The sequence below is a fragment of the Paenirhodobacter hankyongi genome, from assembly GCF_003664585.1.
In the GTDB taxonomy this organism is placed as follows: domain Bacteria; phylum Pseudomonadota; class Alphaproteobacteria; order Rhodobacterales; family Rhodobacteraceae; genus Rhodobacter; species Rhodobacter hankyongi.
The window spans coordinates 187,505-211,123 of the sequence record NZ_RCHI01000006.1 but is presented as its reverse complement, the minus strand read 5'-3'; the positions used below and the strand labels follow the sequence as shown (position 1 = coordinate 211,123).

Annotated in this window: 20 protein-coding genes; 14 read left to right on the top strand and 6 right to left on the bottom strand. The window is 69.3% G+C overall.

Annotated features, from left to right (window positions below; all coding sequences use genetic code 11):
- Positions 1–62: 62 nt before the first annotated feature.
- The gene (locus DYS74_RS08765; protein ID WP_121532914.1) at positions 63–722 is read right to left on the bottom strand and encodes a DUF6778 family protein; all 660 of its coding nucleotides are present in this window, start codon (positions 720–722) and stop codon (positions 63–65) included.
- 219 nt (positions 723–941) lie between these two features.
- On the opposite strand from DYS74_RS08765, the gene edd reads away from it, so the two are divergent.
- Both edd and eda read left to right on the top strand, forming a co-directional pair.
- The gene (edd, locus tag DYS74_RS08760; protein ID WP_121532912.1) at positions 942–2,759 is read left to right on the top strand and encodes a phosphogluconate dehydratase; all 1,818 of its coding nucleotides are present in this window, start codon (positions 942–944) and stop codon (positions 2,757–2,759) included.
- Positions 2,760–2,878: 119 nt separating this feature from the next.
- On the top strand, positions 2,879–3,520 hold the full coding sequence (gene eda / locus DYS74_RS08755) for a bifunctional 4-hydroxy-2-oxoglutarate aldolase/2-dehydro-3-deoxy-phosphogluconate aldolase (RefSeq protein WP_121532910.1): 642 nt from the start codon (positions 2,879–2,881) through the stop codon (positions 3,518–3,520).
- A 7-nt stretch (positions 3,521–3,527) separates the two neighbouring features.
- Here eda and DYS74_RS08750 read toward each other — a convergent pair whose 3' ends face one another.
- Positions 3,528–6,299 carry a [protein-PII] uridylyltransferase family protein gene (locus DYS74_RS08750; protein WP_121532908.1) on the bottom strand — a complete coding sequence of 924 codons (2,772 nt, stop codon included), beginning with the start codon at positions 6,297–6,299 and terminating at the stop codon, positions 3,528–3,530.
- A gap of 96 nt (positions 6,300–6,395) precedes the next feature.
- On the opposite strand from DYS74_RS08750, the gene DYS74_RS08745 reads away from it, so the two are divergent.
- From DYS74_RS08745 to DYS74_RS08725, 5 genes are all read left to right on the top strand, one after another.
- On the top strand, positions 6,396–6,863 hold the full coding sequence (locus DYS74_RS08745) for a YbaK/EbsC family protein (protein ID WP_121532906.1): 468 nt from the start codon (positions 6,396–6,398) through the stop codon (positions 6,861–6,863).
- Between the two features lie 123 nt (positions 6,864–6,986).
- A complete protein-coding gene (locus DYS74_RS08740; RefSeq protein ID WP_121532905.1) occupies positions 6,987–7,451 on the top strand; it encodes a DUF2852 domain-containing protein in 465 nt (154 codons plus the stop codon).
- A 178-nt stretch (positions 7,452–7,629) separates the two neighbouring features.
- Entirely contained in the window at positions 7,630–8,457 is an 828-nt protein-coding gene (locus tag DYS74_RS08735; RefSeq protein WP_121532904.1) for an arginyltransferase, read from the top strand.
- A 178-nt stretch (positions 8,458–8,635) separates the two neighbouring features.
- Positions 8,636–9,742, top strand: coding sequence for a TRAP transporter substrate-binding protein (locus DYS74_RS08730; RefSeq protein WP_121532903.1), 1,107 nt, complete (start codon positions 8,636–8,638; stop codon positions 9,740–9,742).
- Between the two features lie 251 nt (positions 9,743–9,993).
- Positions 9,994–11,100 (top strand): TRAP transporter substrate-binding protein, encoded by a 1,107-nt coding sequence (locus tag DYS74_RS08725; RefSeq protein WP_121532902.1) that lies wholly within the window; start codon positions 9,994–9,996, stop codon positions 11,098–11,100.
- A 67-nt stretch (positions 11,101–11,167) separates the two neighbouring features.
- On the opposite strand, the gene DYS74_RS08720 is transcribed toward DYS74_RS08725, so the two are convergent.
- Positions 11,168–12,151, bottom strand: a complete 984-nt coding sequence (locus tag DYS74_RS08720) for an AraC family transcriptional regulator (RefSeq protein ID WP_121532901.1) — start codon at positions 12,149–12,151, stop codon at positions 11,168–11,170.
- A gap of 142 nt (positions 12,152–12,293) precedes the next feature.
- Between DYS74_RS08720 and DYS74_RS08715 the strand changes: the two genes are divergently transcribed.
- The 6 genes from DYS74_RS08715 (at position 12,294) to DYS74_RS08690 (ending at position 19,926) form a co-directional block, all read left to right on the top strand.
- A complete protein-coding gene (locus DYS74_RS08715) occupies positions 12,294–13,061 on the top strand; it encodes an SDR family NAD(P)-dependent oxidoreductase (protein ID WP_121532900.1) in 768 nt (255 codons plus the stop codon).
- The gene (locus DYS74_RS08710) at positions 13,058–14,248 is read left to right on the top strand and encodes an acetyl-CoA C-acyltransferase (protein ID WP_121532899.1); all 1,191 of its coding nucleotides are present in this window, start codon (positions 13,058–13,060) and stop codon (positions 14,246–14,248) included. Before DYS74_RS08715 ends, DYS74_RS08710 begins: the two co-directional genes overlap by 4 nt.
- A 75-nt stretch (positions 14,249–14,323) precedes the next feature.
- Positions 14,324–15,424, top strand: coding sequence for an AI-2E family transporter (locus DYS74_RS08705; protein ID WP_121532898.1), 1,101 nt, complete (start codon positions 14,324–14,326; stop codon positions 15,422–15,424).
- Between the two features lies 1 nt (position 15,425).
- Entirely contained in the window at positions 15,426–16,103 is a 678-nt protein-coding gene (locus tag DYS74_RS08700; protein WP_121532897.1) for a DnaA ATPase domain-containing protein, read from the top strand.
- Between the two features lie 50 nt (positions 16,104–16,153).
- Positions 16,154–18,316, top strand: coding sequence for an RNA degradosome polyphosphate kinase (locus DYS74_RS08695; RefSeq protein ID WP_121532895.1), 2,163 nt, complete (start codon positions 16,154–16,156; stop codon positions 18,314–18,316).
- Positions 18,317–18,366: 50 nt separating this feature from the next.
- On the top strand, positions 18,367–19,926 hold the full coding sequence (locus DYS74_RS08690) for a Ppx/GppA family phosphatase (protein ID WP_121532893.1): 1,560 nt from the start codon (positions 18,367–18,369) through the stop codon (positions 19,924–19,926).
- Between the two features lie 26 nt (positions 19,927–19,952).
- Here DYS74_RS08690 and DYS74_RS08685 read toward each other — a convergent pair whose 3' ends face one another.
- The 3 genes from DYS74_RS08685 to DYS74_RS08675 are packed head-to-tail and all read right to left on the bottom strand — an operon-like array spanning position 19,953 to position 22,112.
- Positions 19,953–20,375 carry an AAA+ family ATPase gene (locus DYS74_RS08685; protein WP_121532891.1) on the bottom strand — a complete coding sequence of 141 codons (423 nt, stop codon included), beginning with the start codon at positions 20,373–20,375 and terminating at the stop codon, positions 19,953–19,955.
- Positions 20,376–20,392: 17 nt separating this feature from the next.
- Entirely contained in the window at positions 20,393–21,406 is a 1,014-nt protein-coding gene (locus DYS74_RS08680) for an endonuclease/exonuclease/phosphatase family protein (RefSeq protein WP_121532889.1), read from the bottom strand.
- A complete protein-coding gene (locus DYS74_RS08675; protein WP_121532887.1) occupies positions 21,387–22,112 on the bottom strand; it encodes a TerB family tellurite resistance protein in 726 nt (241 codons plus the stop codon). Before DYS74_RS08675 ends, DYS74_RS08680 begins: the two co-directional genes overlap by 20 nt.
- Positions 22,113–22,383: 271 nt before the next feature.
- Between DYS74_RS08675 and nhaA the strand changes: the two genes are divergently transcribed.
- Entirely contained in the window at positions 22,384–23,574 is a 1,191-nt protein-coding gene (gene nhaA, locus DYS74_RS08670) for a Na+/H+ antiporter NhaA (RefSeq protein WP_121532885.1), read from the top strand.
- Positions 23,575–23,619: the final 45 nt, after the last annotated feature.

Genomic DNA, 23,619 nt, shown 5'->3' with positions numbered 1-23,619 from the left:
TCGCGTGAAAAAAAAGGGGCGTTGCCGCCCCCTCTAGCGCGCCGCGGCCCGCGAGGAAAGCCTCACTGCCCCGGCGAGAGCAGCGAGATCCGCTCCTCGGCCGCGGGCGCGGGCACGCCGGGCTTCGCCAGTTCGGCGCGCAGCAGGTCATCGAGGAACTGGGTGACCACCACCTTCTCGGTCAGCCCCCGCGCCTCCTCGTCAATCGCCTTCTGCCCGCCCGAGGCCGGATGTCCGGCCTTCACCACCCGCGGCCCGTCGATCAGCGCACCGGTCTGCGCGTCGCGCACGGTGAGCGAGAATTTCACCCCATAGCTGCCGCCGACGCTGTAGCGGGTCTTCTCGGTCAGGGCATGGAAGCGCAGCACCTCGATGTCGACACTGACCGGCCGGCCCTCGTGCATCTGCGCCGTGGCGCGGTCCGCCGCCTCTGTGAAGATCGCCGAGACCTGTGCGTAACGGTCGCCGCGCGGATCGCCGCGCCAGACGAGATCGGCGATCGGATAATAGAGGTTTGCCTCGGACACATGCAGCGTGCGCGGCACCGTGACCCGCACATCCCGCACGTCATAGCGCGGCTGCGTCACCGCGGGGGCGCCGCTCACCACGATCTCGTCAAGCGCCGTGACCTCGGTCGCGGCCCGCGTCGCCGGCGTCACCTGCGTACAGGCGGCGAGCAGCGTCAGACCGGCAAGGACAGCGGGAAAGCGCAGCGTTTTCATGCCCGATACTCCGTCAGCTTTGTTCTTGCTGCTGAAACTCGCCGCGGATTGTGGCAGGAACAGGCAAATTGTCGTGTATTTTGAAGGAATGCCGCTTGCGGTCGCGAGAACTGACGCCAAAATTGAAACATTCCAGACGAGTTGATTTGTTAGCGCTAACGGTATAGAGCAAGGGCGCCGCCGCCCCCACCGCACTCGCCCATCCGAACGGAAGAGACCATGACCCAGACCAGCCCGCTGCTGAACGCCACCATCGCCCGAGTGACCGACCGGGTGCGCGCGCGATCGGAGGGGATGCGGGGCGAGTACATGGCACGGGTGCGCGCCGCGATCGCCGCGGGGCCGGCCCGCACGCACCTGAGCTGCGGCAACCAGGCCCATGCCTATGCCGCCAGCCCGGACAAGGTGCAGCTGGCCGAAGGGCGCGCCCCGAACATCGGCATCGTCACCGCCTATAATGACATGCTCTCGGCGCATCAGCCCTATGAAACCTATCCCGGCCAGATCCGCGCGGCCCTTGCCGCCGTGGGCGCCACGGCGCAGGTCGCGGGCGGTGTGCCCGCGATGTGCGACGGCATCACCCAGGGCCAACCGGGGATGGAGCTGAGCCTCTTTTCGCGCGACGTGATCGCGCTTGCCGCGGGCGTCGCGCTCAGCCACAACTGCTTCGATGCGGCCCTTTATCTTGGCGTATGCGACAAGATCGTGCCGGGCCTCGTCATCGCCGCCGCCACCTTCGGCCATATCCCCGCCGTCTTCGTGCCCGCCGGGCCGATGACCTCGGGCCTGCCCAATGACGAAAAGTCGAAGATCCGCGCGCAATTCGCCGCGGGCGAGGTCGGGCGCGAGGCGCTGATGGCGGCCGAGATGGCCTCCTATCACGGGCCGGGCACCTGCACCTTCTACGGCACCGCGAACACCAACCAGATGCTGATGGAGGTGATGGGCCTGCACCTGCCGGGCGCGAGCTTCGTCAACCCCGAGACGCCGCTGCGCGACGCGCTCACCACCCAGGCCGCGCGCCGCGCCGCCGAGATCACCGCGCTTGGCAACGACTTCCGCCCGGTGGCCGAGGTGCTCGACGAGCGCGCCTTCGTCAACGGCATCGTCGGGCTGATGGCGACGGGCGGCTCGACCAACCTGGTGCTGCACCTGCCGGCGATGGCGCGCGCGGCAGGGATCGCGCTCGACCTCGAGGATTTCGACGAGATCTCCTCGGCGGTGCCGCTGATGGCCAAGGTCTATCCGAACGGGCTGGCCGACGTGAACCATTTCCACGCTGCGGGCGGGCTGCAATTCCTGATCCGCGAGCTTCTGGGCGCGGGGCTGCTGCACCCCGACGTGAAGACCGTGGCGGGCGACGGGCTTGCCGCCTATACCCGCGAGCCGAAGCTGCACGACGGCGGTGTCGACTGGGTCGAGGGGCCGAGCGACAGCCTCAATGACCGCATCCTGCGCCCCGCCGCAACGCCGTTCCAGCCGCAGGGCGGGCTCAAGCAGCTGTCGGGCAACCTCGGCCGCGGGGTGATCAAGATCTCGGCCGTCGCGCCCGAATATCACGTGATCGAGGCGCCGGCCCGCGTCTTCGCCGATCAGGAAGAGGTGAAGGCCGCCTTCCGGGCGGGCGAATTCACCACCGACACCATCGTCGTTGTCCGCTTCCAGGGGCCGCAGGCGAACGGCATGCCGGAACTCCATTCGCTCACCCCGACGCTTTCGGTGCTGCAGGGCCGCGGGCTCAAGGTCGCGCTGGTGACCGACGGGCGGATGTCGGGCGCCTCGGGCAAGGTGCCGGCGGCGATCCACGTCAGCCCCGAGGCGGCCTGCGGCGGCCCGCTGGCGAAACTGCGCGACGGCGACCTCCTGCGTCTCGATGCAGCGGCCGGCACCCTCACCTGCCTCACGCCCGGGTTCGAGGCGCGCACGCCGGTGACCGCTGATCTGACGAAGAACGCTCATGGCCTCGGCCGCGAGCTTTTCGCCGCCTTCCGCCGCAACGTCGGCCCCGCCACCGAGGGCGCCGCCGTCGTGGTCTGAGTTTCTTGCCTCCGGCGGGCGTATTTCTCCAGGGAAATGCCGATTTTCCTGGCCCGAATACTCCCGCCGGAGGCATCCCGCCCCCGCCGCCCGCGCGCGGCCACCGAAGGAGAGCGCCGATGACCCCCGCCGAACAATCCGCCGCCGCGCGCAGGATCTGCGCGCTGGCCCCGATCATCCCGGTGATCGTGGTGCAGCAGGTGACCGATGCCGCCCCCCTCGCCCGCGCGCTGGTGGCGGGTGGACTGCCCGCGCTCGAGGTCACCCTGCGCACGCCCTGCGCGCTCGAGGCGATCCGGGCGATGGCCGATGTCGAGGGCGGTGTCGTCGGGGCCGGCACGCTGCTGACCCCCGCCGACGTCAAGGCCGCCAAGGCCGCCGGCGCGCGCTTCGGCGTGTCGCCCGGGCTGACCGAGCGGCTGGTGAAGGCCTGCGAGGACGAGGGGCTGCCGCTGCTGCCCGGCGCCGTCACCGCATCCGAGGTCATGCGGGCGATGGAATGGGGCTATGACATGCTCAAGTTCTTCCCCGCCGGCACCTCGGGCGGGGCGGCGGCGATCAAGGCGCTTGGCGGGCCGCTGCCGCAGGTGCGCTTCTGCCCGACCGGCGGCGTCAGCCTGGCGAATGCGCCCGACTACCTTGCGCTGAAGAACGTCGCCTGTGCCGGCGGCAGCTGGGTCGCCCCCGACGCCAAGGTGCAGGCCGGGGACTGGGCCGGGATCGAGGCGCTGGCGCGCGAGGCCGCGGCACTGCCGCGCTGAGGCGCGCTCAGGCGAGCGCGCGTTCGATGATCGCGGCGGCCGCGCCGGTGGTGCGGGCCAGCCGTGCGGCCAGCGCGTCGAGGTCCGCCTCGTCCGCCTCGCGCAGCAGGAACGCCCGCCCGCCCTCGCCGATCGCCTCCATGTCGAGCGGCCGGTCGGTGAGCAGCCGCCCCCCCGCCTGCAACCGCCACAGGAAGCGATAGGCCGAGGCCAGCGCCTCGGCATCGGCCTTGTCGATCAGCCCGGCGCGCGGCCCCGCGCGCAGCTGCGCCTCGACGCGGCGCGCCGGATCGCCCGCACGCAGGGCGAAACTTTGCGCAAGCAGCTCGATGTCCTGCAGCCGGCCGGGGCCGATCTTCGCCTCCCAGTCACCATCGGGGGCCTTCGCGGCAAAGATCCGCGCCCGCATCTCGGCCAGATCGGGCACCACCCGCGCCTCGCTGCCCTTGGTGCGCAGGACGATGCGCCGCACCGCCTCGATCTCGTCGGCAAGATCCGGCGCGCCCACAAGCGCCCGCGCGCGGGTCAGCGCCAGATGCTCCCAGGTCCAGGCCTCTTCCATCTGATAGGTCTGGAAGCTTTGCAGCGACACCGCCACCGGCCCCTGCTTGCCCGAGGGCCGCAGCCGCATGTCGACCTCGTAAAGCCGCCCTTCGGGCGTCGGCGCGGTCAGCGCGGTGATGAAAGCCTGCGTCAGCCGGGCGAAATAGGTGCGCGCCGGCAAGGGTTTCGGGCCTGACGAGGCATCCTCGCCGCCGGCGTCGTAGATCACGATCAGATCGAGGTCCGAGGCCGCGTTCAGCCGCTCGGCGCCGAGCGAGCCCATGCCCAGAACCACCGCGCCGCGGCCGGGCTGCGGCCCGTGCTTGCGCGCGAATTCGGCCACCACCACGGGCCAGAGCGCCGCCACCGCGGCGCCCGCGACATCGGCGTACTGCTTCGCCGCCTCGGCCGCATCCACCAGACCGCGCAGATGATGCACGCCGACGCGGAAGCGCCATTCCTTCGCCCAGCGGCGCGCCGCATCGAGTGCCTTCTCGTAATCGGGCGCCGCCGCGAGCACCTCCGCCAGCGCCGCGGTCAGCGCCGTGCCCCCCGGCCAGGGGGCGAAGAACGAGCCGCCGATCACCGCGTCGAGCACCCCCGCATTGCGCGACAGATGGGCCGCAAGCCCCGGCGCGGTGGCGCAGATGTCGACGATCAGGTCGATCAGCTGCGGGTTCGATTCAAAGAGCGAGAACAGCTGCACCCCGGCCGGCAGCCGCGCAAGGAAGCCGTCGAACTGGCGCAGCGCCTCCTCGGGGTTCGCCGCGCGGGTCATCCGCTTCAGGATCTCGGGCTCGATGCGGCGGAAGATCGCCTGCGCGCGGTCCGAGCGCAGCGCCGGATAGCCGCGCCAGCCCTCGACCAGCGCCTCGGAAGCGGGCGAGAGATCGGGCCGGACCTCGCCTTCCGAGGGCGCGAAGAAGGCGCCGGTCAGGGTCTCGACCCGTTCGAGTCGCGCCCGCAGCCCCGCCTCCCAGGCCGCGGTGTCGGTCTCGCCCATCATCCGCGCGATGCGGTCGAGCCCCTCGGTCGAGGTCGGCAGCAGATGGGTCTGGGCGTCGTTCACCATCTGCACCCGATGCTCGACCTCGCGATGCGCGCGGTAGATCCGCGTCAGCTCCTGCGCCACGGTCTCGGGCACCCAGCCCTGGGCCGCCAGCCGCGCCAGACCGCCCACCGTGGTGCGCTCGCGCAGCGAGGGGTCACGCCCGCCGGCGATCAGCTGCCGGGTCTGGGTGAAGAACTCGATCTCGCGGATGCCGCCCTGACCCAGCTTCATGTTGTGGCCGGGGATCGTCAGCGGCCCGTTCAGCCCCTTGTGATCGCGAATCCGCAGCCGCATGTCATGGGCGTCCTGGATCGCGGCGAAGTCGAGGTGCTTGCGCCAGACGAAGGGGGTGAGCGTCTCGAGAAACCGCGCGCCCGCCGCAAGGTCACCCGCGCAGGGCCGCGCCTTGATATAGGCCGCGCGCTCCCAGGTCCGGCCCTCGGCCTCGTAGTACAGCTCCGCCGCGCCCATCGACAGGCACACCGGCGTCACCGAGGCATCGGGGCGCAGCCGCAGGTCGGTGCGGAAGACATAGCCCTCGGCGGTGTGATCGCTCAGCAGCGCCGCCATCTTCCGCGTCGCCCGCACCAGCGCCGCGCGCGCCTCCATCCGGTCGTCGGGGGCATAGCGGGTCTCGTCGAAGAGGCAGATCAGGTCGATGTCGGAGGAATAGTTCAGCTCCCCCGCCCCCATCTTGCCCATGGCGAGCGCCACCATGCCGGCGGCGGTGGCGATGTCGTCGGGCCCCGCGCCGGGGATCTTGCCGCGGCGGATCTCCTCGGCGACGAAATGCTTCATCGCCAGATCGACGGCGGCATCGGCCAGCTGCGTCAGCGCCCCGGTCACCGTCTCGAGCGGCCAGACCCCACCGAGATCGGCGAGCGCCGTCAGCAGCGCCAGCCGCCGCTTCGCCCGGCGCAGCTCGCTGCCGAGCGCCTCGCCGGGCTCCGCCGCCACGCGGGCCAGCTCGGCCGCAAGCGCGTCCTCGGGCGCGCCCGCCAGCGCCGGTGCAAGCCAGTCGGCCTCGCGCTCCATCAGCCCGGCCAGATAGGGCGAACAGCCCGCGGTGCCGGAGATCAGCGCGCGCAGCTCGGGCGCGAGATCGGCAAAGCGCGCGGCCAGATCGGCGCCGCGGTCGGTGTCATGGGGAATGGGGCAGCGGGTCAGGCGGGATGCAAAGCTCATGGCGGCACACTAGCCCCGCGCCCGCGCCGGTCAATGCCCTTCCCTGTCGCGGCCCCGGGCGCTAGACCCGCGGGGGCACGAACGAAGGAGGGCGAGATGAGCAAATCGCTGAAACGGGTCGAGGCGGCGCTGGCCGCGGCCGGGGCAAAGGCCGAGATCCGCGAGGTGGGTCAGGCCCGCACCGCCGCCGAGGCGGCCGAGGCCGCGGGCTGCACCGTCGACCAGATCGCGAAGTCGATCATCTTCCGCGGCGAGGAAAGCGGCCATGTCGTGCTGTTCCTGACCGCCGGCGGCAACCGGGTCAGCGCCGAAAAGGCGAGCGCCGTCGCCGGTCAGCCGCTCGGCAAGGCCGATGCCGAGCTGATCCGCGCCGAGACCGGCTTTGCCATCGGCGGCGTCTCGCCCGTCGGTCATCTGAAGCCGGTGCGGCTGTTCTGGGACCCGCGTCTGGCCGAGTTCGATCTGATCTGGGCCGCCGCCGGCACGCCGCGCCACATCTTCTCGATCGCACCGGCCGAGCTGTTGCGCATCACCGGCGCCGAGCCCGCCGACTTCACCGAGTGACCGGGCGGACTGGCGGCGACGGGATGATGTGAAAATCTTTTACATCATCCCTTGATCGGCGGCAGGGGGTTCCCCATCTCCCGGGATGTGAAAGGCATTCACATTCCCAACCCGGAGGTTCCCATGTCCGCCTACGCCTACACCGACGTTCCCGCCCGTCCGGGCTGGATTGCGCGCACGCTGAACTGGCTTGACGAGCGCGGCCCGATCTCGTGGATCGTGGTCATGGTCGGCTCCTTCATCTTCGCCGGCCCCCTCGGCCTGGTGGTTCTCGGCTTCATCCTGATCACCGGCCGCTTCGGCCGCGGCTGTCGGCGCAACGCCGAGCGCTTTGCCGCCTGCGCGCCGCGCATGAATTTCCACGCCAGCCGCCCGACCGGCAACCGCGCCTTCGACGCCTACAAGGCCGATACGCTGGCCCGGCTGGAGCGCGAGCAGGATGACTTCGAGGCCTTCCTTGCCCGCCTGCGCGAGGCCCGCGACAAGGCCGAGTTCGACCAGTACATGGACGAACGCGCCCGCGCCGCCGCCGCGATGCCCGAAACCGCCCGCACCGCGGACGATGCCCCCGAGGCGCCCCGCAGCTGACCGCGGGGCGGGCAGAGTGCCGCTTCTTGCCGCCCCGCCTTGAAAAAGGCGGGGCTTCGCATATCATGCAGGCCGATGAAAGGCTTGGCGGCGAGGGTCGATCTTGCTAGCCTGCCTGCAGATTGCCAGGGACCTGCCACCCAGCCCCGCCACCTCAACCCCGTCAACAGTCATCGACATGCGCCATTCGCTTCCGCTTGCACCGCAGTTCTACGTGACCGCGCCGCAGCCCTGTCCCTATCTGGACGGGCGCTCGGAGCGCAAGCTGTTCACCGCGCTGCAGGGCGAGGGCGCGGAGAAGCTGAACAACGCGCTCTCGCGCCAGGGCTTCCGGCGCTCGCAGAACGTGCTCTACCGCCCGTCCTGCGCCGATTGCACGGCCTGTCTCTCGGCCCGGATCCGGGTGGCGGATTTCGAGCCGACACGCACGCAGGGCCGGGTGCTGAAACGCAACGCACATCTCAAGCGCACCGCCACCAGCCCCTGGGCCACCGAGGAGCAGTTCGCCCTCTTCCGCCGCTATCTCGACGCGCGCCACGCCGACGGCGGCATGGCCGACATGGACATCTTCGAATTCGCCGCGATGATCGAGGAGACGCCGGTGAAGTCGCGCGTCGTCGAATACCGCGAAACCGCGGCCTCGCCCGGCTCGACCCGCGCACTCGCCGCCGTGTGCCTGACCGACGTGCTCGATGACGGGCTGAGCATGGTCTACAGCTTCTACGACCCGGACCGGCGCGAGGACAGCCTGGGCACCTTCCTGATCCTCGATCACGTCGACATCGCGCGGCGCGCCGGCCTGCCCTATGTCTATCTCGGCTACTGGGTGCCGGGCTCGCGCAAGATGGGCTACAAGGCGAATTTCGGCGCGCTCGAGATCTACAAGGGCGGCCGCTGGCAGGATATCGGCGCACCCGAGGACCACAGCGGCGAGACCCACCCCCTGTCCGTCGATCCGATTGCCGAGCAAGTCGCGCGTATCCAGCTGCCCGACAGCCGCGGCTGATACTGCGACTCTTGCGCGCAACGGGGGTATATTTGACATTTTATTGCGCGTTTTGCGAAAAATCTTGTTCCCGGTCTCTGGACTTGGCCACGTCAACCTGACAGGTTCGCGCCGCCGCGCAGGGGCCTGCCTGCCCTCCCGCAGCGCTGACACACCGAATTTGCACATGAGGATCCAGATGGATCGCCGTTCCTTCCTGACCAAAGCCGCGATCGGCGGCACCATCGGCGGCGCCGCGGCCGGCCTTGCCGCCCCCGCGATCGCGCAGTCGAACCCGAAGATCACCTGGCGGATGACCTCGTCCTTCCCGAAATCGCTCGACACGCTCTACGGCAACACCGAAGCGCTCGGCAAACGCATCGCCGAGGCGACCGACGGCAATTTCGAGATCCAGTCCTTTGCCGCGGGCGAGCTCGTCGGCGGCCTGCAGGCGGCGGACGCCGTGCAGGCGGGCACCGTCGAGATGGCGCATACGGTGGGCTATTACTACTGGGGCAAGAACCCGGCCTGGGCGCTTGGCTCGGCCGTGCCCTTCGGCCTGTCGGCGCGCGGCATGAACGCCTGGCACTATTTCGGCGGCGGCATCGAGCTCTACAACGAGTTCCTCGCCAAGCAGAACCTGATCGGCTTCCCGGGCGGCAACACCGGCGTCCAGATGGGCGGCTGGTTCCGCAAGGAAATCAACACGCTCGAGGACATGAAGGGCCTCAAGATGCGGATCGGCGGCTTCGCCGGCCAGGTCATGGCGAAGCTCGGCGTCGTGCCGCAGCAGATCGCCGGCGGCGACATCTATGCCGCGCTCGAGAAGGGCACCATCGACGCCACCGAATTCGTCGGCCCCTATGACGACGAGAAGCTCGGCTTCGTGAAGGTCGCGCCCTACTACTACTACCCCGGCTGGTGGGAAGGCGGCCCGACCGTCCACTTCATGATCAACCTCGACAAGTGGAACGAGCTGCCGAAGAACTATCAGTCGCTGCTGCGCTCGATGGCGCAGAGCGTCGATGCGAACATGCTGCAGCAGTATGACTACCTGAACCCGACGGCGCTGAAGAAGCTGATCGCGGAAGGCACGCAGCTGCGCCCGTTCTCGGCCGAGATCCTCGAGGCCTGCTTCAACACCGCCAACGAGACCTATGCCGAGCTCGAGGCCTCGAACCCCGACTTCGCGAAGATCTGGGGCTCGATCAAGGGCTTCCGTGCCGAGCATTACCTCTGGGCGCAGGTGGCGGAATACAATTACGACACCTTCATGATGATCCAGCAGCGCAACGGCAAGCTCTGAGCGCTGAGAAATACAGCATCTGCCAGCACTTGCGGCAGATGCCCCGACAAAACGACCGCCCCGGTGCCGGCCTTCGCCGCGCCGGGGCGGTCTCGTTCCGGGGACGCGAAACTTTCTTGCGGATTTCACGCTGCGCGCGCATCGCCGGGCTGGACAGCCTCCCGCGGTCAAGTAAAGTGACCACCGCAAGCCCTTCTGGAGAGGAGCCGGAAACGGACCGAAGGGCGGAACGGATACCCGGGAGGAGTTTCATGGATCGTCGTTCATTTCTGACCAAGGCCGCGGTTGGCGGCACCATCGGCGGCGCGGCCGCCACCCTTGCCGCCCCCGCTCTCGCGCAGTCGATGCCGAAGGTGACCTGGCGGCTGACCTCGTCCTTCCCGAAATCGCTCGACACCATCTATGGCGGCGCCGAGGTGCTGTCGAAGATGCTCTCGGAAGCGACCGACGGCAATTTCCAGCTCCAGGTCTTCGCCGCGGGCGAGATCGTCGGCGGGCTGCAGGCAGCCGATGCCGCCGCCGCGGGCACGGTCGAGGCCTGTCACACCGTCGCCTATTACTACTGGGGCAAGGATCCGACCTGGGCGCTGGCCGCGGACGTGCCCTTCGCGCTCAACGCGCGCGGCATGAACGCCTGGCAGTATCACGGCGGCGGCATCGATCTCTACAACGAGTTCATGGCTCTGCAGGGTCTCTACGCGCTGCCCGGCGGCAACACCGGCGCCCAGATGGGCGGCTGGTTCCGCAAGGAAATCAACACCGTCGCCGACATGAAGGGGCTCAAGATGCGCGTCGGCGGCTTCGCCGGCAAGGTGATGGAGCGCCTTGGCGTGGTGCCGCAGCAGATCGCCGGTGGCGACATCTATCCGGCGCTCGAGAAGGGCACGATCGACGGCACCGAATGGGTCGGCCCCTATGACGACGAGAAGCTCGGCTTCTACAAGGTCGCGCCCTATTACTACTATCCCGGCTGGTGGGAAGGTGGCCCGACCGTCCACTTCATGTTCAACAAGGCCGCCTACGAGGGCCTGCCGAAGGTCTATCAGTCGCTGCTGCACACGGCCGCCCGGGCGACCGACGCCGACATGCTGCAGAAATACGACTGGAAGAACCCGAAGGCGCTGAAATCGCTGATCGCGAATGGCGCGCAGCTGCGGCCGTTCTCGCAGGAGATCCTCTCGGCCTGCTTCGACGCGGCGAACGAGGTCTATGCCGAGATGGAAGCCTCGAACCCGATGTTCAAGAAGATCTGGGGCTCGATCAAGGACTTCCGCGCCGAGCATTACCTCTGGGCGCAGGTGGCGGACTACAACTACGACACCTTCATGATGATCCAGCAGCGCGCCGGCAAGCTCTGAGCGCAAGCGCCGACAGACCAGGGAAAGGCCCCCGGGACAGCCCCGGGGGCCTTTTGCAGTGTGCCCGCTAGCCCGCCGCGGCACGAAACCCGCCCGGGCTGAGCCCCGTCCATTTGCGAAAGGCGCGGTGGAAGGCGCCGGGCTCGCTATAGCCCAGCTCGGCCGCGATCGCGGCAATGGGACGGTCGCTGTCGCGCAACAGCCGCTGCGCCGCGACGGCGCGCACCTCGTCGCGGATCGCGGCAAAGCCCTGTCCCTCGGCCTTCAGGTGCCGGCGCAGCGTCGCGGGCGACAGGCCGAAGCGTGCCGCCACCTCCTCGACCCCCGGCCATTGCCCGGGCGGCGCGGCGCGCAGCTCGGCCCGCAGCCGCCCCGCCAGCCCCGCATCGTGGCGATAGCGCACCAGAAGGTTTGCCGGCGCCCCGCGCAGGAACACCTTCAGCGCGCGCTCCGAGCGGATCACCGGCAGCGCCAGATAGGCCGCATCAAAGCTCAGCCGGCTCGCCTTGCGGTCGAAATGCACCGGCGCGCCGAAGAACAGCCGGTAATCGACCCGATGCGCCGGCGCCGGACAGGCGAATTCCACCTGCCGCAGCGGGATCCGCCGCCCGATCAGCCAGCAGGCAAGGCCGAGCAGGATCAGCCAATAGGTGCGATAGGCGAAGGCGCTGCGCGGCGCGGCGGAGGACAGCACCACCTCGGCCTCGGCGCCCTGCACCACCAGCCGCCCCTGCGGCTCGTCGAGCACCACGTTCAGGAAGCGCAGCGCCCGGCGCAGCGCATGGCCGAGCGTGCCGGTGTGCAGCGCCGCCTGACACATCAGCGCGAAGCTGCCCGGCCGCATCGGCCGCGCGCCCAGGCCGAAGAACTCGTCGCGCGCCGCCTCGGCCATGGCGAGCCAGAGCGCCCCGAACTCGGCCCCGGTGATCGGATCTGCCACCACCGCGGGCAGCCCGACCTTGCGCAGCAGCGGCGCCGCCTCGATCCCCTGCGCCGCCAGACAGGCGAGCACATCCTCGACAAAGCCGGGCGCGATCATCCGCCGTTCCATCGCCTCCTCCCCTCCCCGTCGCCCATGGCATTTCCGATCACGCAATGTGATCTGCAATGTCATTGTCTGCAACCCTTGCACCGCGCGATCCTGTCCCCGGCTCGGTGCGCTGCGGCGCCCGGGCCACGAGAGGGAGGAGACAATGCAGATCGAGGATCGGGTGTTCCTGATCACCGGCGCGGGCTCGGGGCTCGGCGCCGCGGTGGCGCAGATGGTGGTTTCTGGCGGCGGGAGGGCCGTCCTGCTCGATGTCAACGCCGAGGCGGGGGCAGCGAGCGCAGCGGAGCTGGGCGATGCCGCGCGGTTCCAGCGCACCGACGTGACGAGCGAGGCCGAGGGGAAGGCGGCTCTTGCAGCGGCACGCGACGCCTTCGGGCGGGTCGATGCGCTGGTGAACTGTGCGGGCATCGCCCCGGGCGAGAAGATCCTCGGCCGCGAGGGCCCGCATGCGCTGGAAAGTTTCGAGCGCGCGATCCGGGTGAACCTGATCGGCACCTTCAACATGATGCGTCTGGCCGCCGCCGCGATGGCCCAGAACCCGGCGGGCGAGGATGGCGAGCGCGGGGTGATCGTCAACACCGCCTCGATCGCGGCCTTCGACGGGCAGATCGGTCAGGCGGCCTATGCCGCCTCGAAGGGGGGCGTCGCGGCACTCACCCTGCCCGCGGCGCGCGAGCTTGCCCGCAGCGGCATCCGCGTCGTCACCATCGCGCCGGGCATCTTCCGCACGCCGATGATGGCCGGGCTGCCCGAGGAGGTACAGGCGAGCCTTGGCGCCTCGGTTCCCTTCCCGGCCCGGCTTGGCCAGCCCGCGGAATATGCGGCGCTGGTGCGCCACATCTGCGAAAACCGGATGCTGAACGGCGAGGTGATCCGCCTTGATGGCGCGCTGCGGATGGCCCCGAAATGAGCGGCGCAGATCCGATCGTGATCGTCGGCGCCGCGCGCACGCCGATGGGCGGGTTCCAGGGCGATCTGGCCGGCGCGACGGCGGCCGAGCTGGGCGCGGCGGCGATTGCCGCGGCGCTGGCCGGGGCGGGGCTTGCCCCCGAGACGGTCGAGGAGGTGGTGATGGGCTGCGTCCTGCCCGCGGGCCAGGGCCAGGCCCCGGCGCGGCAGGCGGGCCTTGGCGCCGGGCTGCCGCTCGGCGCCGGTGCGACCACGGTGAACAAGATGTGCGGCTCGGGGATGAAGGCCGCGATGCTCGCCCATGACCAGATCATCGCGGGCGGGGCGGAGATCATCGTCGCGGGCGGCATGGAGAGCATGTCGAACGCCCCCTATCTGCTGCCGAAGGCGCGCGGCGGGCTGCGCATGGGCCATGGCGCGGTGCTTGACCACATGTTCCTCGACGGGCTCGAGGACGCCTATGACCGCGGCCGACTGATGGGCACCTTCGCCGAGGAGTGCGCCGAGGCCTATCAGTTCAGCCGCGCGGCGCAGGACGCCTTCGCGCTCGCCTCGCTGGCCCGGGCGCAGGCGGCGATCCGCGAGGGCCGCTTCGCGGGCGAGATCGCCCCGGTCACGGTGAGACAGGGCCGGACCGAGGCGCAGATCGACACCGACGAACAGCCCGGCAAGGCGCGGCCCGACAAGATCGCCGGGCTGAAGCCCGCCTTCCGTGCAGGCGGCACGGTGACCGCGGCGAACAGCTCGTCGATTTCCGACGGGGCGGCGGCGCTGGTGCTGATGCGCGCCTCCGAGGCCGAGCGGCGGGGCCTGCGTCCGCGCGCGCGCATCGTCGGGCAGACCACCCACGCCGACCGGCCGAACCTGTTCCCGACCGCCCCCATCGGCGCGATGCGCAAGCTGGCGCAGAAGACCGGCTGGGACCTGCGCGATGTCGACCTCTTCGAGGTGAACGAGGCCTTCGCCGTCGTCGCCATGGCGGCGATGCGCGATCTCGACCTGCCGCATGACAAGGTCAACGTGCATGGCGGGGCCTGCGCGCTTGGTCACCCGATCGGTGCCTCGGGCGCACGGGTGCTGGTGACGCTGCTCGCCGCGCTCGAAACCTACGGGCTTGCCCGCGGCGTCGCCTCGCTGTGCATCGGCGGCGGCGAGGCCACAGCAATGGCGATCGAACGCCTGTCCTGACGCCGCGGCGCGGCATGGGCTTGAAAATCCGCGCCGGAACGGCAATCTGGGGAAGACTGCCCGACCGGAGGAGCCATGGCCTTGCCCGCACGCGCGCAACTGACGTACTGGGGGATTGCCGCGGTGATCTTCTTCGCCGCGCTGTGGTGGCTGGGCGCGGTGATCCTGCCCTTCCTCGTGGGCGGCGCCATCGCCTATTTCCTCGACCCGGTCGCCGACCGGCTGGAGCGGATGGGCCTGTCGCGGACGCTTTCCACCGCCACAATCGCGCTGATTGCCACCCTCGTCTTCGTGGTGATCGGCCTTGCCGTCATCCCGATGCTGGTGCGCCAGCTCAGCCAGCTGGTCGCCACCGCGCCCGAGATGGCGCTGCATCTGCAGGAATTCCTCACCGCCCGCTTCCCCTCGATGATGGAGCCGGGCTCGGTGGTGAACGAGACGCTGCTGTCGCTCGGCGAGGCGGTTAAGGCGCGCGGCGGCGAGCTTGCACAGACCGTGCTCAGCTCGGCGATGAGCGTGGTGAACTTCGTCGTCTTCATCGTCGTGGTGCCGGTCGTCGCCTTCTACATGCTGCTCGACTGGGACCGGATGGTCGCCAAGGTGGACGGCTGGCTGCCGCGCGACCATGCCGGACAGATCCGCGCCGTGGCGCGCCAGATCGACAAGGTGCTCTCGGGCTTCGTGCGCGGGCAGGTCTCGGTCTGCCTGATCCTCGGCAGCTTCTATGCCATCGCGCTGATGCTCGCCGGGCTGAACTTCGGCCTGATCGCCGGGGCGATCGCCGGCGGGCTGACCTTCATTCCCTATGTCGGCGCGGTGATCGGCGGCGTGCTGTCGATCGGGCTCGCGCTTTACCAGTTCTGGGGCGACTGGATGTCGATCGGCATCGTCGCCGGGATCTTCGTCGCCGGCCAGTTCCTCGAAGGCAACGTCATCACCCCGCGCCTCGTCGGCTCGTCGGTCGGGCTGCACCCGCTGTGGCTGATCTTCGCGCTCTCGGCCTTCGGCACGATCTTCGGCTTCGTCGGCATGCTGGTCGCGGTGCCGGTCGCCGCGGTGATCGGGGTGCTTGCCCGTTTCGCGCTTGACCGGTATCTGGAGGGCCGGCTCTACCGGGGGCTCGAGGCGCTGCAGGACCAGCCCGCGACCCTCGCCGACGAAACGGAAGGCGCCTGAGATGATCCGCCAGCTGATCCTCGACCTGCCCGTGCGCTCTGCACGGGGCCGCGACGATTTCTTCGTCGCCCCCGCGAACGCGCTCGCGCTCGCCACGCTTGATGCGCCCGAAAGCTGGCCCTCGGGGCGGATGCTGCTGATCGGGCCCGAGGGCGCAGGCAAGTCGCATCTCGCTGCGATCTGGGCCGAGGCGCAGGGCGGCGCGCCGATCGTCGCCGCCGCCACCCTGACCGACGAGGCGGCCCCTGCCCTTGTGCGCGCCGGCGCCTGCGTCGTCGAGGATGCGCAGCGCGTCACGACCAGCCCCGTCGCACAGGCCGCGCTGTTTCACCTGCACAACCTGATGCAGGCCGAGGGCGGGCGGCTGTTGCTGACCGCCGCCGCGCCGCCGCGCGACTGGGGCCTGACGCTCGCTGACCTTGCCAGCCGGATGGAGGCCACGGCCTCGGTCCGGATCACGCCGCCCGACGATGCGCTTCTGTCCGCGGTGCTGGTCAAGCTTTTCGCCGACCGCCAGACCAAGGTGCCGCACAGCCTGATCCCCTGGCTCGTCACCCGCATGGACCGCTCGCTCGGCACCGCGCGGCGGCTCGTCGCGGCCCTTGACGCCCGCGCCGTCGCCGAGGGCCGGCCGGTCACCCGCACAATGGCCGCCGAGGTGCTGGACAGTCTCGGCTGAGACGCGCACACTGTCACAGAGCCATTACATTTCAGATCCATAAGCGCTCCATGACCCAGGCAGATTTCCTCAAGACCCCGTTCCCCGCCGCTGTCGAGCTCCCGCCCGAGGAGGTCGCCGGCCCGCGTCGTTTCTTCAATCGCGAGCTGAGCTGGCTGGCCTTCAACTGGCGCGTTCTGGAAGAGGCCGCGAATCCGCGGGTGCCACTGCTCGAACGGCTGCGCTTCCTGTCGATCTCGGCCACCAATCTCGACGAGTTCTACACCGTGCGCGTCGCGGGGCTGATGGAACTGGTGCGCGAGGGCAACGTCATCCCCTCGGACGACGGGCTGACGCCCTCCGAACAGCTGGCGCTGATCAACGCCGACGCGCGCCGCCTGATGGAAACGCAGCAGACCACCTGGAACGCGCTGCGCCGGGGCATGGAGGCCGCGGGCATCCACATCCTGAGCCGCGGCAAGCTGACCAAGGAGGACCGCGACTTCCTCGCAGAACACTTCCTGGCCAAGGTCTTCCCGGTGCTCTCGCCGCTCGCCATCGATCCGGCGCACCCCTTCCCCTTCATCCCGAACACCGGCTTCTGCCTGGCGCTGGAACTGGAACGCCAGACCGACAAGCGCCGGCTGCAGGCGCTGCTGCCGATCCCGCAACAGATCGACCGTTTCGTGCGGCTGCCGGGCGAGGCGCGCTTCCTGCCGCTCGAAGAGCTGCTGATGCTGCATCTGGGCTCGCTCTTCCCGGGCTATACCGACACCGGCTCCTGCGCCTTCCGCGTGCTGCGCGACAGCGACCTCGAGGTCGAGGACGAGGCCGAGGATCTGGTGCGCGAGTTCGAGACCGCGCTGAAGCGACGCCGCCGCGGCCAGGTGATCCGGCTGAAGATCACCTCGGGCGCGCCCGAAAGCCTGCGCTCGCTGGTCATGGACGAGCTGCACGTCGACCGCGACGAGGTGGTCGAGGTCAAGGGCCTCTTGGGCGTCGCCGACCTCAAGGAACTGGTGCTGTCCTCGCGTCCCGACCTGCTCTGGCCGCCCTTCACCCCGCGCGTGCCCGAACGCGTCGAGGATCACGACGGCGACATGTTCGCTGCGATCCAGCAGAAGGACATGCTGCTGCACCACCCCTACGAGACCTTCGACATGGTCATCCGCTTCCTGCAGCAGGCGGCGAACGATCCGAACGTGCTCGCGATCAAGCAGACGCTCTATCGCACCTCGAAGGACAGCCCGATCGTCGACGCGCTGTGCGAGGCGGCCGAGAACGGCAAGTCGGTGATGGCACTCGTGGAGCTGAAGGCGCGTTTCGACGAGGCCGCGAACATCCGCCAGTCGCGCCGGCTCGAACGCTCGGGCGCGCATGTCGTCTACGGCTTCATGCACCTGAAAACGCATGCGAAAATCTCGACGGTGGTACGCCGGGAAGGCGACCGGCTGGTGACCTACACCCATTTCGGCACCGGCAACTATCACCCGATCACTGCGAAGATCTACACCGACCTGAGCCTCTTCACCTGCGATCCGGCGCTTGGCCGCGATGCGACGAAGGTGTTCAACTATCTGTCCGGCTATGTGCAGCCCGAGGGGCTCGAGAATCTCGCGATCTCGCCGATCTCGCTCAAGCCGCGGCTGCTCGAGCTGATCCGCGCCGAGGGCGAACACGCAAAGGCCGGCCGCCCGGCCGAGATCTGGGCGAAGATGAACAGCCTGATCGACCCCGAGGTGATCGACGCGCTCTATGCCGCTAGCGCGGCCGGGGTGAAGATCTCGCTCGTCATCCGCGGCATCTGCGGCGTGCGGCCGGGGATCAAGGGGCTGAGCGAGAACATCCGGGTCAAGTCGATCGTCGGGCGCTTCCTCGAGCATTCGCGGATCGTCTGCTTCGGCAACGGCCACGGCCTGCCCTCGAAGAAGGCGCGGGTGTTCTTCTCCTCGGCGGACTGGATGGGGCGCAACCTCAACCGCCGCGTGGAAACGCTGGTCGAGGCGAAGAACGACACGGTGAAGGCGCAGATCCTCAGCCAGATCATGGCCGCGAACATGGCCGACGAGGCGCAAAGCTGGATCCTGCAGCCCGACGGCCGCTTCATCCGCCACCTGCCCGAGGGTCAGGACCTGTTCTCCTGCCACCGCTTCTTCATGGAGAACCCGTCGCTCTCCGGGCGTGGATCGGCGGGGGCGAAAGACGTGCCCGAGCTTGCCCACAGCACCGACTAGGCGCTAGTTTGGACCGGCGCGCACAGGCGCGTCTCACGGCAGGACGAAAGATGATCGGAAAGACCGAAGCCCCGCGCCAGGCACTGGCCGACGACTGGGATGCATTCGGCAAGCCGCTGTTTGACGACCCCTCCGCCCGCGCGCTCTCCCGCGTGGGCGTCGTGGATGTCGGTTCGAACTCGGTTCGGATGGTGGTGTTCGACGGCGCGGCGCGCAGCCCGGCCTATTTCTACAACGAGAAGGTCATGGCGGGCCTCGGTCAGGGGCTGGCCGAGACCGGCCGGCTGAACCCCGTGGGGCGCGAGCGCGCCTTCGCCGCACTCAAGCGCTTTGCGCTGCTGGCGAAGGGCATGGACATCGGCCCGCTGACCTGCGTCGCCACCGCCGCGGTGCGCGATGCCGAGGACGGGCCCGAGTTCCAGCGCCTTGTCGAGGCCGAGACGGGACTGCATCTGCATGTCATCGACGGCGCCGAGGAGGCGCGTCTTTCCGCGCAGGGCGTGCTTCTGGGCTGGCCCGAGGCGCAGGGGCTGATCTGCGACATCGGCGGCAACTCGATGGAGCTCGCTGAAGTGGGCGACGGCCGGGTCGGCCGCCGCGCCACCTCGCAGCTCGGCCCGTTCCGGCTGCAGCAGGTGAAGGGCGGCCGCAAGGAACTGGTCGCGCATATCCGCGCCGCCGTCGCCGAGCTGGCGACGGCCGTCGGCACCGACCACGACCGGATCTATCTGGTCGGCGGCTCCTGGCGCGCCATTGCCCGGCTCGACATGGAGCGGCGCAACTATCCGCTTCTGGTGCTGCACGAATACCGGATGGAGCCCGAAAACCTGCTGAAGACGCTCGAGTGGATCGAGAAGAGCGATCTTGCGACGCTGCGCGCGCGCACCGGCACCTCGCAGGCGCGCATGGATCTCGTGCCGCTGGCGGCCCTCGTGCTGCGCGAGCTGATCGAGACCTTCCGTCCGAAGGAGATCGACACCTCCTCCTACGGCATCCGCGAGGGGCTGCTCTATGAACAGATGCCCGAACGCCTGCGCAAGCGTGACCCGCTGGTCGAGGCCTGCCGCTATTCGGAAAAGGTGATGGCGCGGATGCCCGGTTTCGGGAAGAAGCTGCACAGCTTCATCGCGCCGCTGTTCGGCCCGGTGCCGCCCGAGATCTTCCGCCTGCACCGTGCTGCCTGCCTGCTGCACGACACCACCTGGCGCACCCATCCCGACTATCGCGCCGAGGCGTGCTTCGACAACGTCACCCGCGCCAACCTTGCCGCGCTCAGCCACCCCGAGCGCGTCTTCGTCGGGCTGGCGCTGCTGCACCGCTACAAGAACTCGCGCGCGGGCTCGCGCTTCGAGCCGCTCTTCGCGCTGCTCACCCCCGAGCAGATCCAGGAGGCCGAGGTGCTGGGCAAGGCGATGCGCTTTGCCGCGATGTTCACCATCGAGGATCCGGCCGAGGTCGGCTCGCTCGACTACAAGCCGAAGAAGAACGCGCTCGAGCTGAAGCTGACGAAGCGCGGCGCGGGGCTGTTCGGCGAGGTGGTCGAGGCGCGCTTCGGATCGCTTGCCGCGGCGATGAAGGCGACGCCCGTGGTGCTGCGCCCCGAAGGCTGAGCAGGCCGGAAACGGCGCGGGGCAGATCAGAGATCGATCTGCGGCCCCTCGGGTGCGGCGGGGGCATCCGTGTCGGGAGCCTCATCCGTGCCGTCCGGCAGCGGTGGTGGCGGCGGCGCGCCGGGCTTGCGGCGGATCACGATGTCGCCGTTCGGCAACCGCTCGGGCGGCTCGTAATTCTTCACGTCATCGACCAGCGCCATCAGCCGCTCGAGCTCGGGGCCAAGCTTGCGCGCCGCCTCCTCGATGCCGGACGTCATCTCGTCGACCTGCGGCCCGATCTCCTCGATCAGCCCGCGCAGGAACATCCGTGCGCCCTGCTCGATCAGGCCGGGCGCCTCCTCCTCGGCCGCCGGAGGCGCGGCCTCGGGCACGGCGGGGGCCTCCTCGGCCAGCGCCGGGGTCAGGGACAGGCTGCCCAGCAGGGCGATGAGGGCGATCCGCGTCATGCCCCCGATATGGGGGCTCAGATCGGAATGTCCACCGTCACCGGGAAATGATCCGAGGCCTGCAGCAAGGCTTCGCGCAGCTCGGGCGTGCGATAGCAGACCGGGTCGTCGAACGGGTGCCAGATCCGCCAGGCCGGGTCGTCGACGCACAGGTCGGGCGAGAGCAGCACGTAATCCAGCATCGCCGAGAAATACTGATGCGCCTCGGGCAGCCAGAACCGGGCCGAGGCCGGTTGTGCGGCCAGCGAATGGCTGTGCCGCAGCCGCGCATGCGGGTCGCGCATCCGCCGCTCGGGCGGACTGCCCTCGCCCACCGCGATCTCGAGCCCCGAACGGCCGAAGAGCTGCTCGTATTCGTCAAGCCCCGGCCCGTCGTTGAAATCGCCAAGCACGATCAGGCTGTCGCCCGCATCGAGATGCGCGTCGATGCGCCGGCGCAGCCAGATGCACTGCGCCAGCTGCTTGCGCCGGTTCTCGATCGCGATCCGCACCTCGGACGTTGCGTCGATCTCGCCATGCGGCGCCTTCGACTTGATGTGCACCCCGATCAGCCGCACCGTCTTGCCCGCCCTGGTGGTCAGCGCCACCTCGAGCGGCGGCTTCGAGAAGGTCACCGTGTCGAGCGTGTCGTCGATGTCGAGGTCGATCTTCAGGCTGCGGTCGAAACGCGGACAGTCCTCGGTCCCCTCCTGCGGGTCGAAGACGGCGCTCACCGCATCGGGGTCGTAAAGCAGCGCGATCTGCTGCTGCGTCTCGTTCGAGAAGCCGATCAGCGCGCGGCGCTGGCGCAGGTTGAAATAGGCGGCGAAGCTTTCCAGCATCGGCACCGTCTTGCGCCGGGAATTGTCGTCGGGGGCCTCGACGATCAGCACCGCATCGGCATTGATCGCGGTGAAGACAATGCCAAGCGCACCAAGCTGCTGCGCCCGCGTCACGTTGTAGCGCGACGACCACTGATCGTCGTCGAGCAACCGGCCGCGTCGGTCGAAGAGATTGGTGAACCACTCGACGTTATAGGTGGCGATCCGCATCCCTGCCCCCTGCCTGCCCACCTCGTGCCTGCAGATCTTCCCAGGCGCGGTTCAGCGCCACCACCCGCGCCTCGGCCAGCCGCACCGCCTCCTCGGGCAGGCCGCGCGCGATGGCCCGGTCGGGATGGGCCTCGCGCACCAGCTCACGCCAGCGCGCCCGCACCTCGGGCAGCGGCGTGCCTGGCGGCAGTTCGAGCACGGTCCAGGGGTCGGGCTCGGCATCGGGCACGAAAGCGGCGCGCAGCGCGGCAAAGCAGCAGTCCTCGAGCCCGAAGATCCGCGCCACCTCCTGCAGGAAGGCATCCTCTCCCTCGTGATAGCTGCCGTCGGCCATGGCGATGGCGAACAGCCCCTCGAGCAGGTCCTTCAGCACCGGATTGCCCGGCCCGAACATCGCCGCGATCTTGCGCGCATAGGCGTCGAAGCCCGCGACATCGGTGCGCGCCATGTCGAAGACCCGCGCCGCGTTCGCCTCTTCGCCCGGCGGGATCTGGAAGATGCGCCGGAACACCGCGACCTCGTCGCGCGTCACCTGCCCGTCGGCCTTCGCCATCTTCGCGCCGAGCGCGATCACCGCGATGGTGAAGGCGACCGAGCGCTCGGGCGGGCTGCGCAGCTGATCGAAGACAGACGACAGCCCCTCGCCCCGCGCAAGGGCGCCGACCGCCGCTGCGATGCGGCCCCAGAGGGAAAGCGGCTTGTCCATGGCCCGATCCTATCCGTTCCGCGACGCCTTTGCACCCGCTCCGCACCTGCCCGCCCCGGAAATCGGCCGCCGACCGCCGGCGCCGGGCCCGCAAGAGCGGCGCGGATCCCCGCGGCCGCTGTTCGGGCGCGACACTGCCCGTTGCCCGAGGACTGTGCAATCCCGCTTTTTCCCGCGCGCGAGGCCAGTTTTCGTCATCGCAGGGTTGAAATCCGACCCTTTTCACGCCCATTTGCGGGGGGACTATTCCAAAAACGACCGAGGGGACAGGATGAAGGCGCTACTTCGTATCGAGAAACTATTTCAGCACGAGGCGGCAGGCGGCATCGTCCTGATGCTGGCGACGGTACTCGCCTTCCTGACCGCGAATTCGAGCCTGTCGACGCTCTACACCGATGTGCTGGATACGAAGTTTTCCGTCCTGCTGGGCGATGACGGCCTGTCGAAGCCGCTGATCCTGTGGATCAACGACGGTCTGATGGCGGTGTTCTTCCTGCTGGTCGGGCTGGAACTGAAGCGCGAAATCGTCGAGGGCCGGCTGAAGAAGCCTGCGAACGTGGTGCTGCCCGGGGTGGCGGCGCTTGGCGGCATGCTGGTCCCGGCGCTGATCTTCCTCGCCTTCAACTGGAGCGATGGCGGCACCGCAAAGGCCTGGGCGATCCCGACCGCGACCGACATCGCCTTTGCCGTGGGCGTCGTCGCGCTCCTTGGCACCCGGGTGCCGGCGGGGCTGAAGATCTTCCTGCTCACCCTCGCCATCCTCGACGACCTCGGCGCGATCCTCGTCATCGCGATCTTCTACACCGAACATCTGAAGACGCATTATCTGCTGCTCGCGCTGATCCCGATCGCGCTGATGCTGCTGCGCAACCTGACCGGTGGCCACCGGCTGGCGCCGACGCTGATCCTCGGCACCGTGCTTTGGGTGCTGGTGCTGAAATCGGGCGTGCACGCCACGCTCGCGGGTGTCGTCACCGCCTTCTTCATCCCGCTCAAGGACCGCTACGGCAAATCGCCCGCGCATGCGCTCGAACACGCGCTGCACCCTTACGTGATGTTCCTGATCGTGCCGATCTTCGCCTATGCGAACGCCGGGGTGAACCTGTCGGGCATGGGCATCGGCGATCTGTTCCAGCCGCTGCCGCTCGGCATCGCGCTCGGCCTCGTGCTCGGCAAGCAGCTTGGCGTCTTCGGCGCGACCTGGGCGATGGTGAAGCTCGGCGTCGCCCGTCTGCCCGCCGCCACCTCCTGGGTGCAGCTCTACGGCATCGCCTGCCTCGCCGGCATCGGCTTCACCATGTCGCTCTTCATCGGCTCGCTGAACTTCGAGACCGACGACAAGATGAACGCGGTGCGCATGGGGGTGCTTGCGGGCTCGCTGATCTCGGCGGTGCTCGGCTATACGGTGCTGCGCATCGCAAGGACCGCCCCCAATGCCGCGGATGAGGACGAGGACGCCTGAGGTGCCCGGGACGGGACCGGGGCGCAGGCGCCCTTCCCGCTTCCA

What these genes read in the sequence shown, in the direction of transcription:
- DYS74_RS08765 (WP_121532914.1), bottom strand. Translation starts at nt 722, where the DNA reads ATGAAAACGCTGCGCTTTCCCGCTGTCCTTGCCGGTCTGACGCTGCTC.
- edd (WP_121532912.1), top strand. Translation starts at nt 942, where the DNA reads ATGACCCAGACCAGCCCGCTGCTGAACGCCACCATCGCCCGAGTGACC.
- eda (WP_121532910.1), top strand. Translation starts at nt 2,879, where the DNA reads ATGACCCCCGCCGAACAATCCGCCGCCGCGCGCAGGATCTGCGCGCTG.
- DYS74_RS08750 (WP_121532908.1), bottom strand. Translation starts at nt 6,299, where the DNA reads ATGAGCTTTGCATCCCGCCTGACCCGCTGCCCCATTCCCCATGACACC.
- DYS74_RS08745 (WP_121532906.1), top strand. Translation starts at nt 6,396, where the DNA reads ATGAGCAAATCGCTGAAACGGGTCGAGGCGGCGCTGGCCGCGGCCGGG.
- DYS74_RS08740 (WP_121532905.1), top strand. Translation starts at nt 6,987, where the DNA reads ATGTCCGCCTACGCCTACACCGACGTTCCCGCCCGTCCGGGCTGGATT.
- DYS74_RS08735 (WP_121532904.1), top strand. Translation starts at nt 7,630, where the DNA reads ATGCGCCATTCGCTTCCGCTTGCACCGCAGTTCTACGTGACCGCGCCG.
- DYS74_RS08730 (WP_121532903.1), top strand. Translation starts at nt 8,636, where the DNA reads ATGGATCGCCGTTCCTTCCTGACCAAAGCCGCGATCGGCGGCACCATC.
- DYS74_RS08725 (WP_121532902.1), top strand. Translation starts at nt 9,994, where the DNA reads ATGGATCGTCGTTCATTTCTGACCAAGGCCGCGGTTGGCGGCACCATC.
- DYS74_RS08720 (WP_121532901.1), bottom strand. Translation starts at nt 12,151, where the DNA reads ATGGAACGGCGGATGATCGCGCCCGGCTTTGTCGAGGATGTGCTCGCC.
- DYS74_RS08715 (WP_121532900.1), top strand. Translation starts at nt 12,294, where the DNA reads ATGCAGATCGAGGATCGGGTGTTCCTGATCACCGGCGCGGGCTCGGGG.
- DYS74_RS08710 (WP_121532899.1), top strand. Translation starts at nt 13,058, where the DNA reads ATGAGCGGCGCAGATCCGATCGTGATCGTCGGCGCCGCGCGCACGCCG.
- DYS74_RS08705 (WP_121532898.1), top strand. Translation starts at nt 14,324, where the DNA reads ATGGCCTTGCCCGCACGCGCGCAACTGACGTACTGGGGGATTGCCGCG.
- DYS74_RS08700 (WP_121532897.1), top strand. Translation starts at nt 15,426, where the DNA reads ATGATCCGCCAGCTGATCCTCGACCTGCCCGTGCGCTCTGCACGGGGC.
- DYS74_RS08695 (WP_121532895.1), top strand. Translation starts at nt 16,154, where the DNA reads ATGACCCAGGCAGATTTCCTCAAGACCCCGTTCCCCGCCGCTGTCGAG.
- DYS74_RS08690 (WP_121532893.1), top strand. Translation starts at nt 18,367, where the DNA reads ATGATCGGAAAGACCGAAGCCCCGCGCCAGGCACTGGCCGACGACTGG.
- DYS74_RS08685 (WP_121532891.1), bottom strand. Translation starts at nt 20,375, where the DNA reads ATGACGCGGATCGCCCTCATCGCCCTGCTGGGCAGCCTGTCCCTGACC.
- DYS74_RS08680 (WP_121532889.1), bottom strand. Translation starts at nt 21,406, where the DNA reads ATGCGGATCGCCACCTATAACGTCGAGTGGTTCACCAATCTCTTCGAC.
- DYS74_RS08675 (WP_121532887.1), bottom strand. Translation starts at nt 22,112, where the DNA reads ATGGACAAGCCGCTTTCCCTCTGGGGCCGCATCGCAGCGGCGGTCGGC.
- nhaA (WP_121532885.1), top strand. Translation starts at nt 22,384, where the DNA reads ATGAAGGCGCTACTTCGTATCGAGAAACTATTTCAGCACGAGGCGGCA.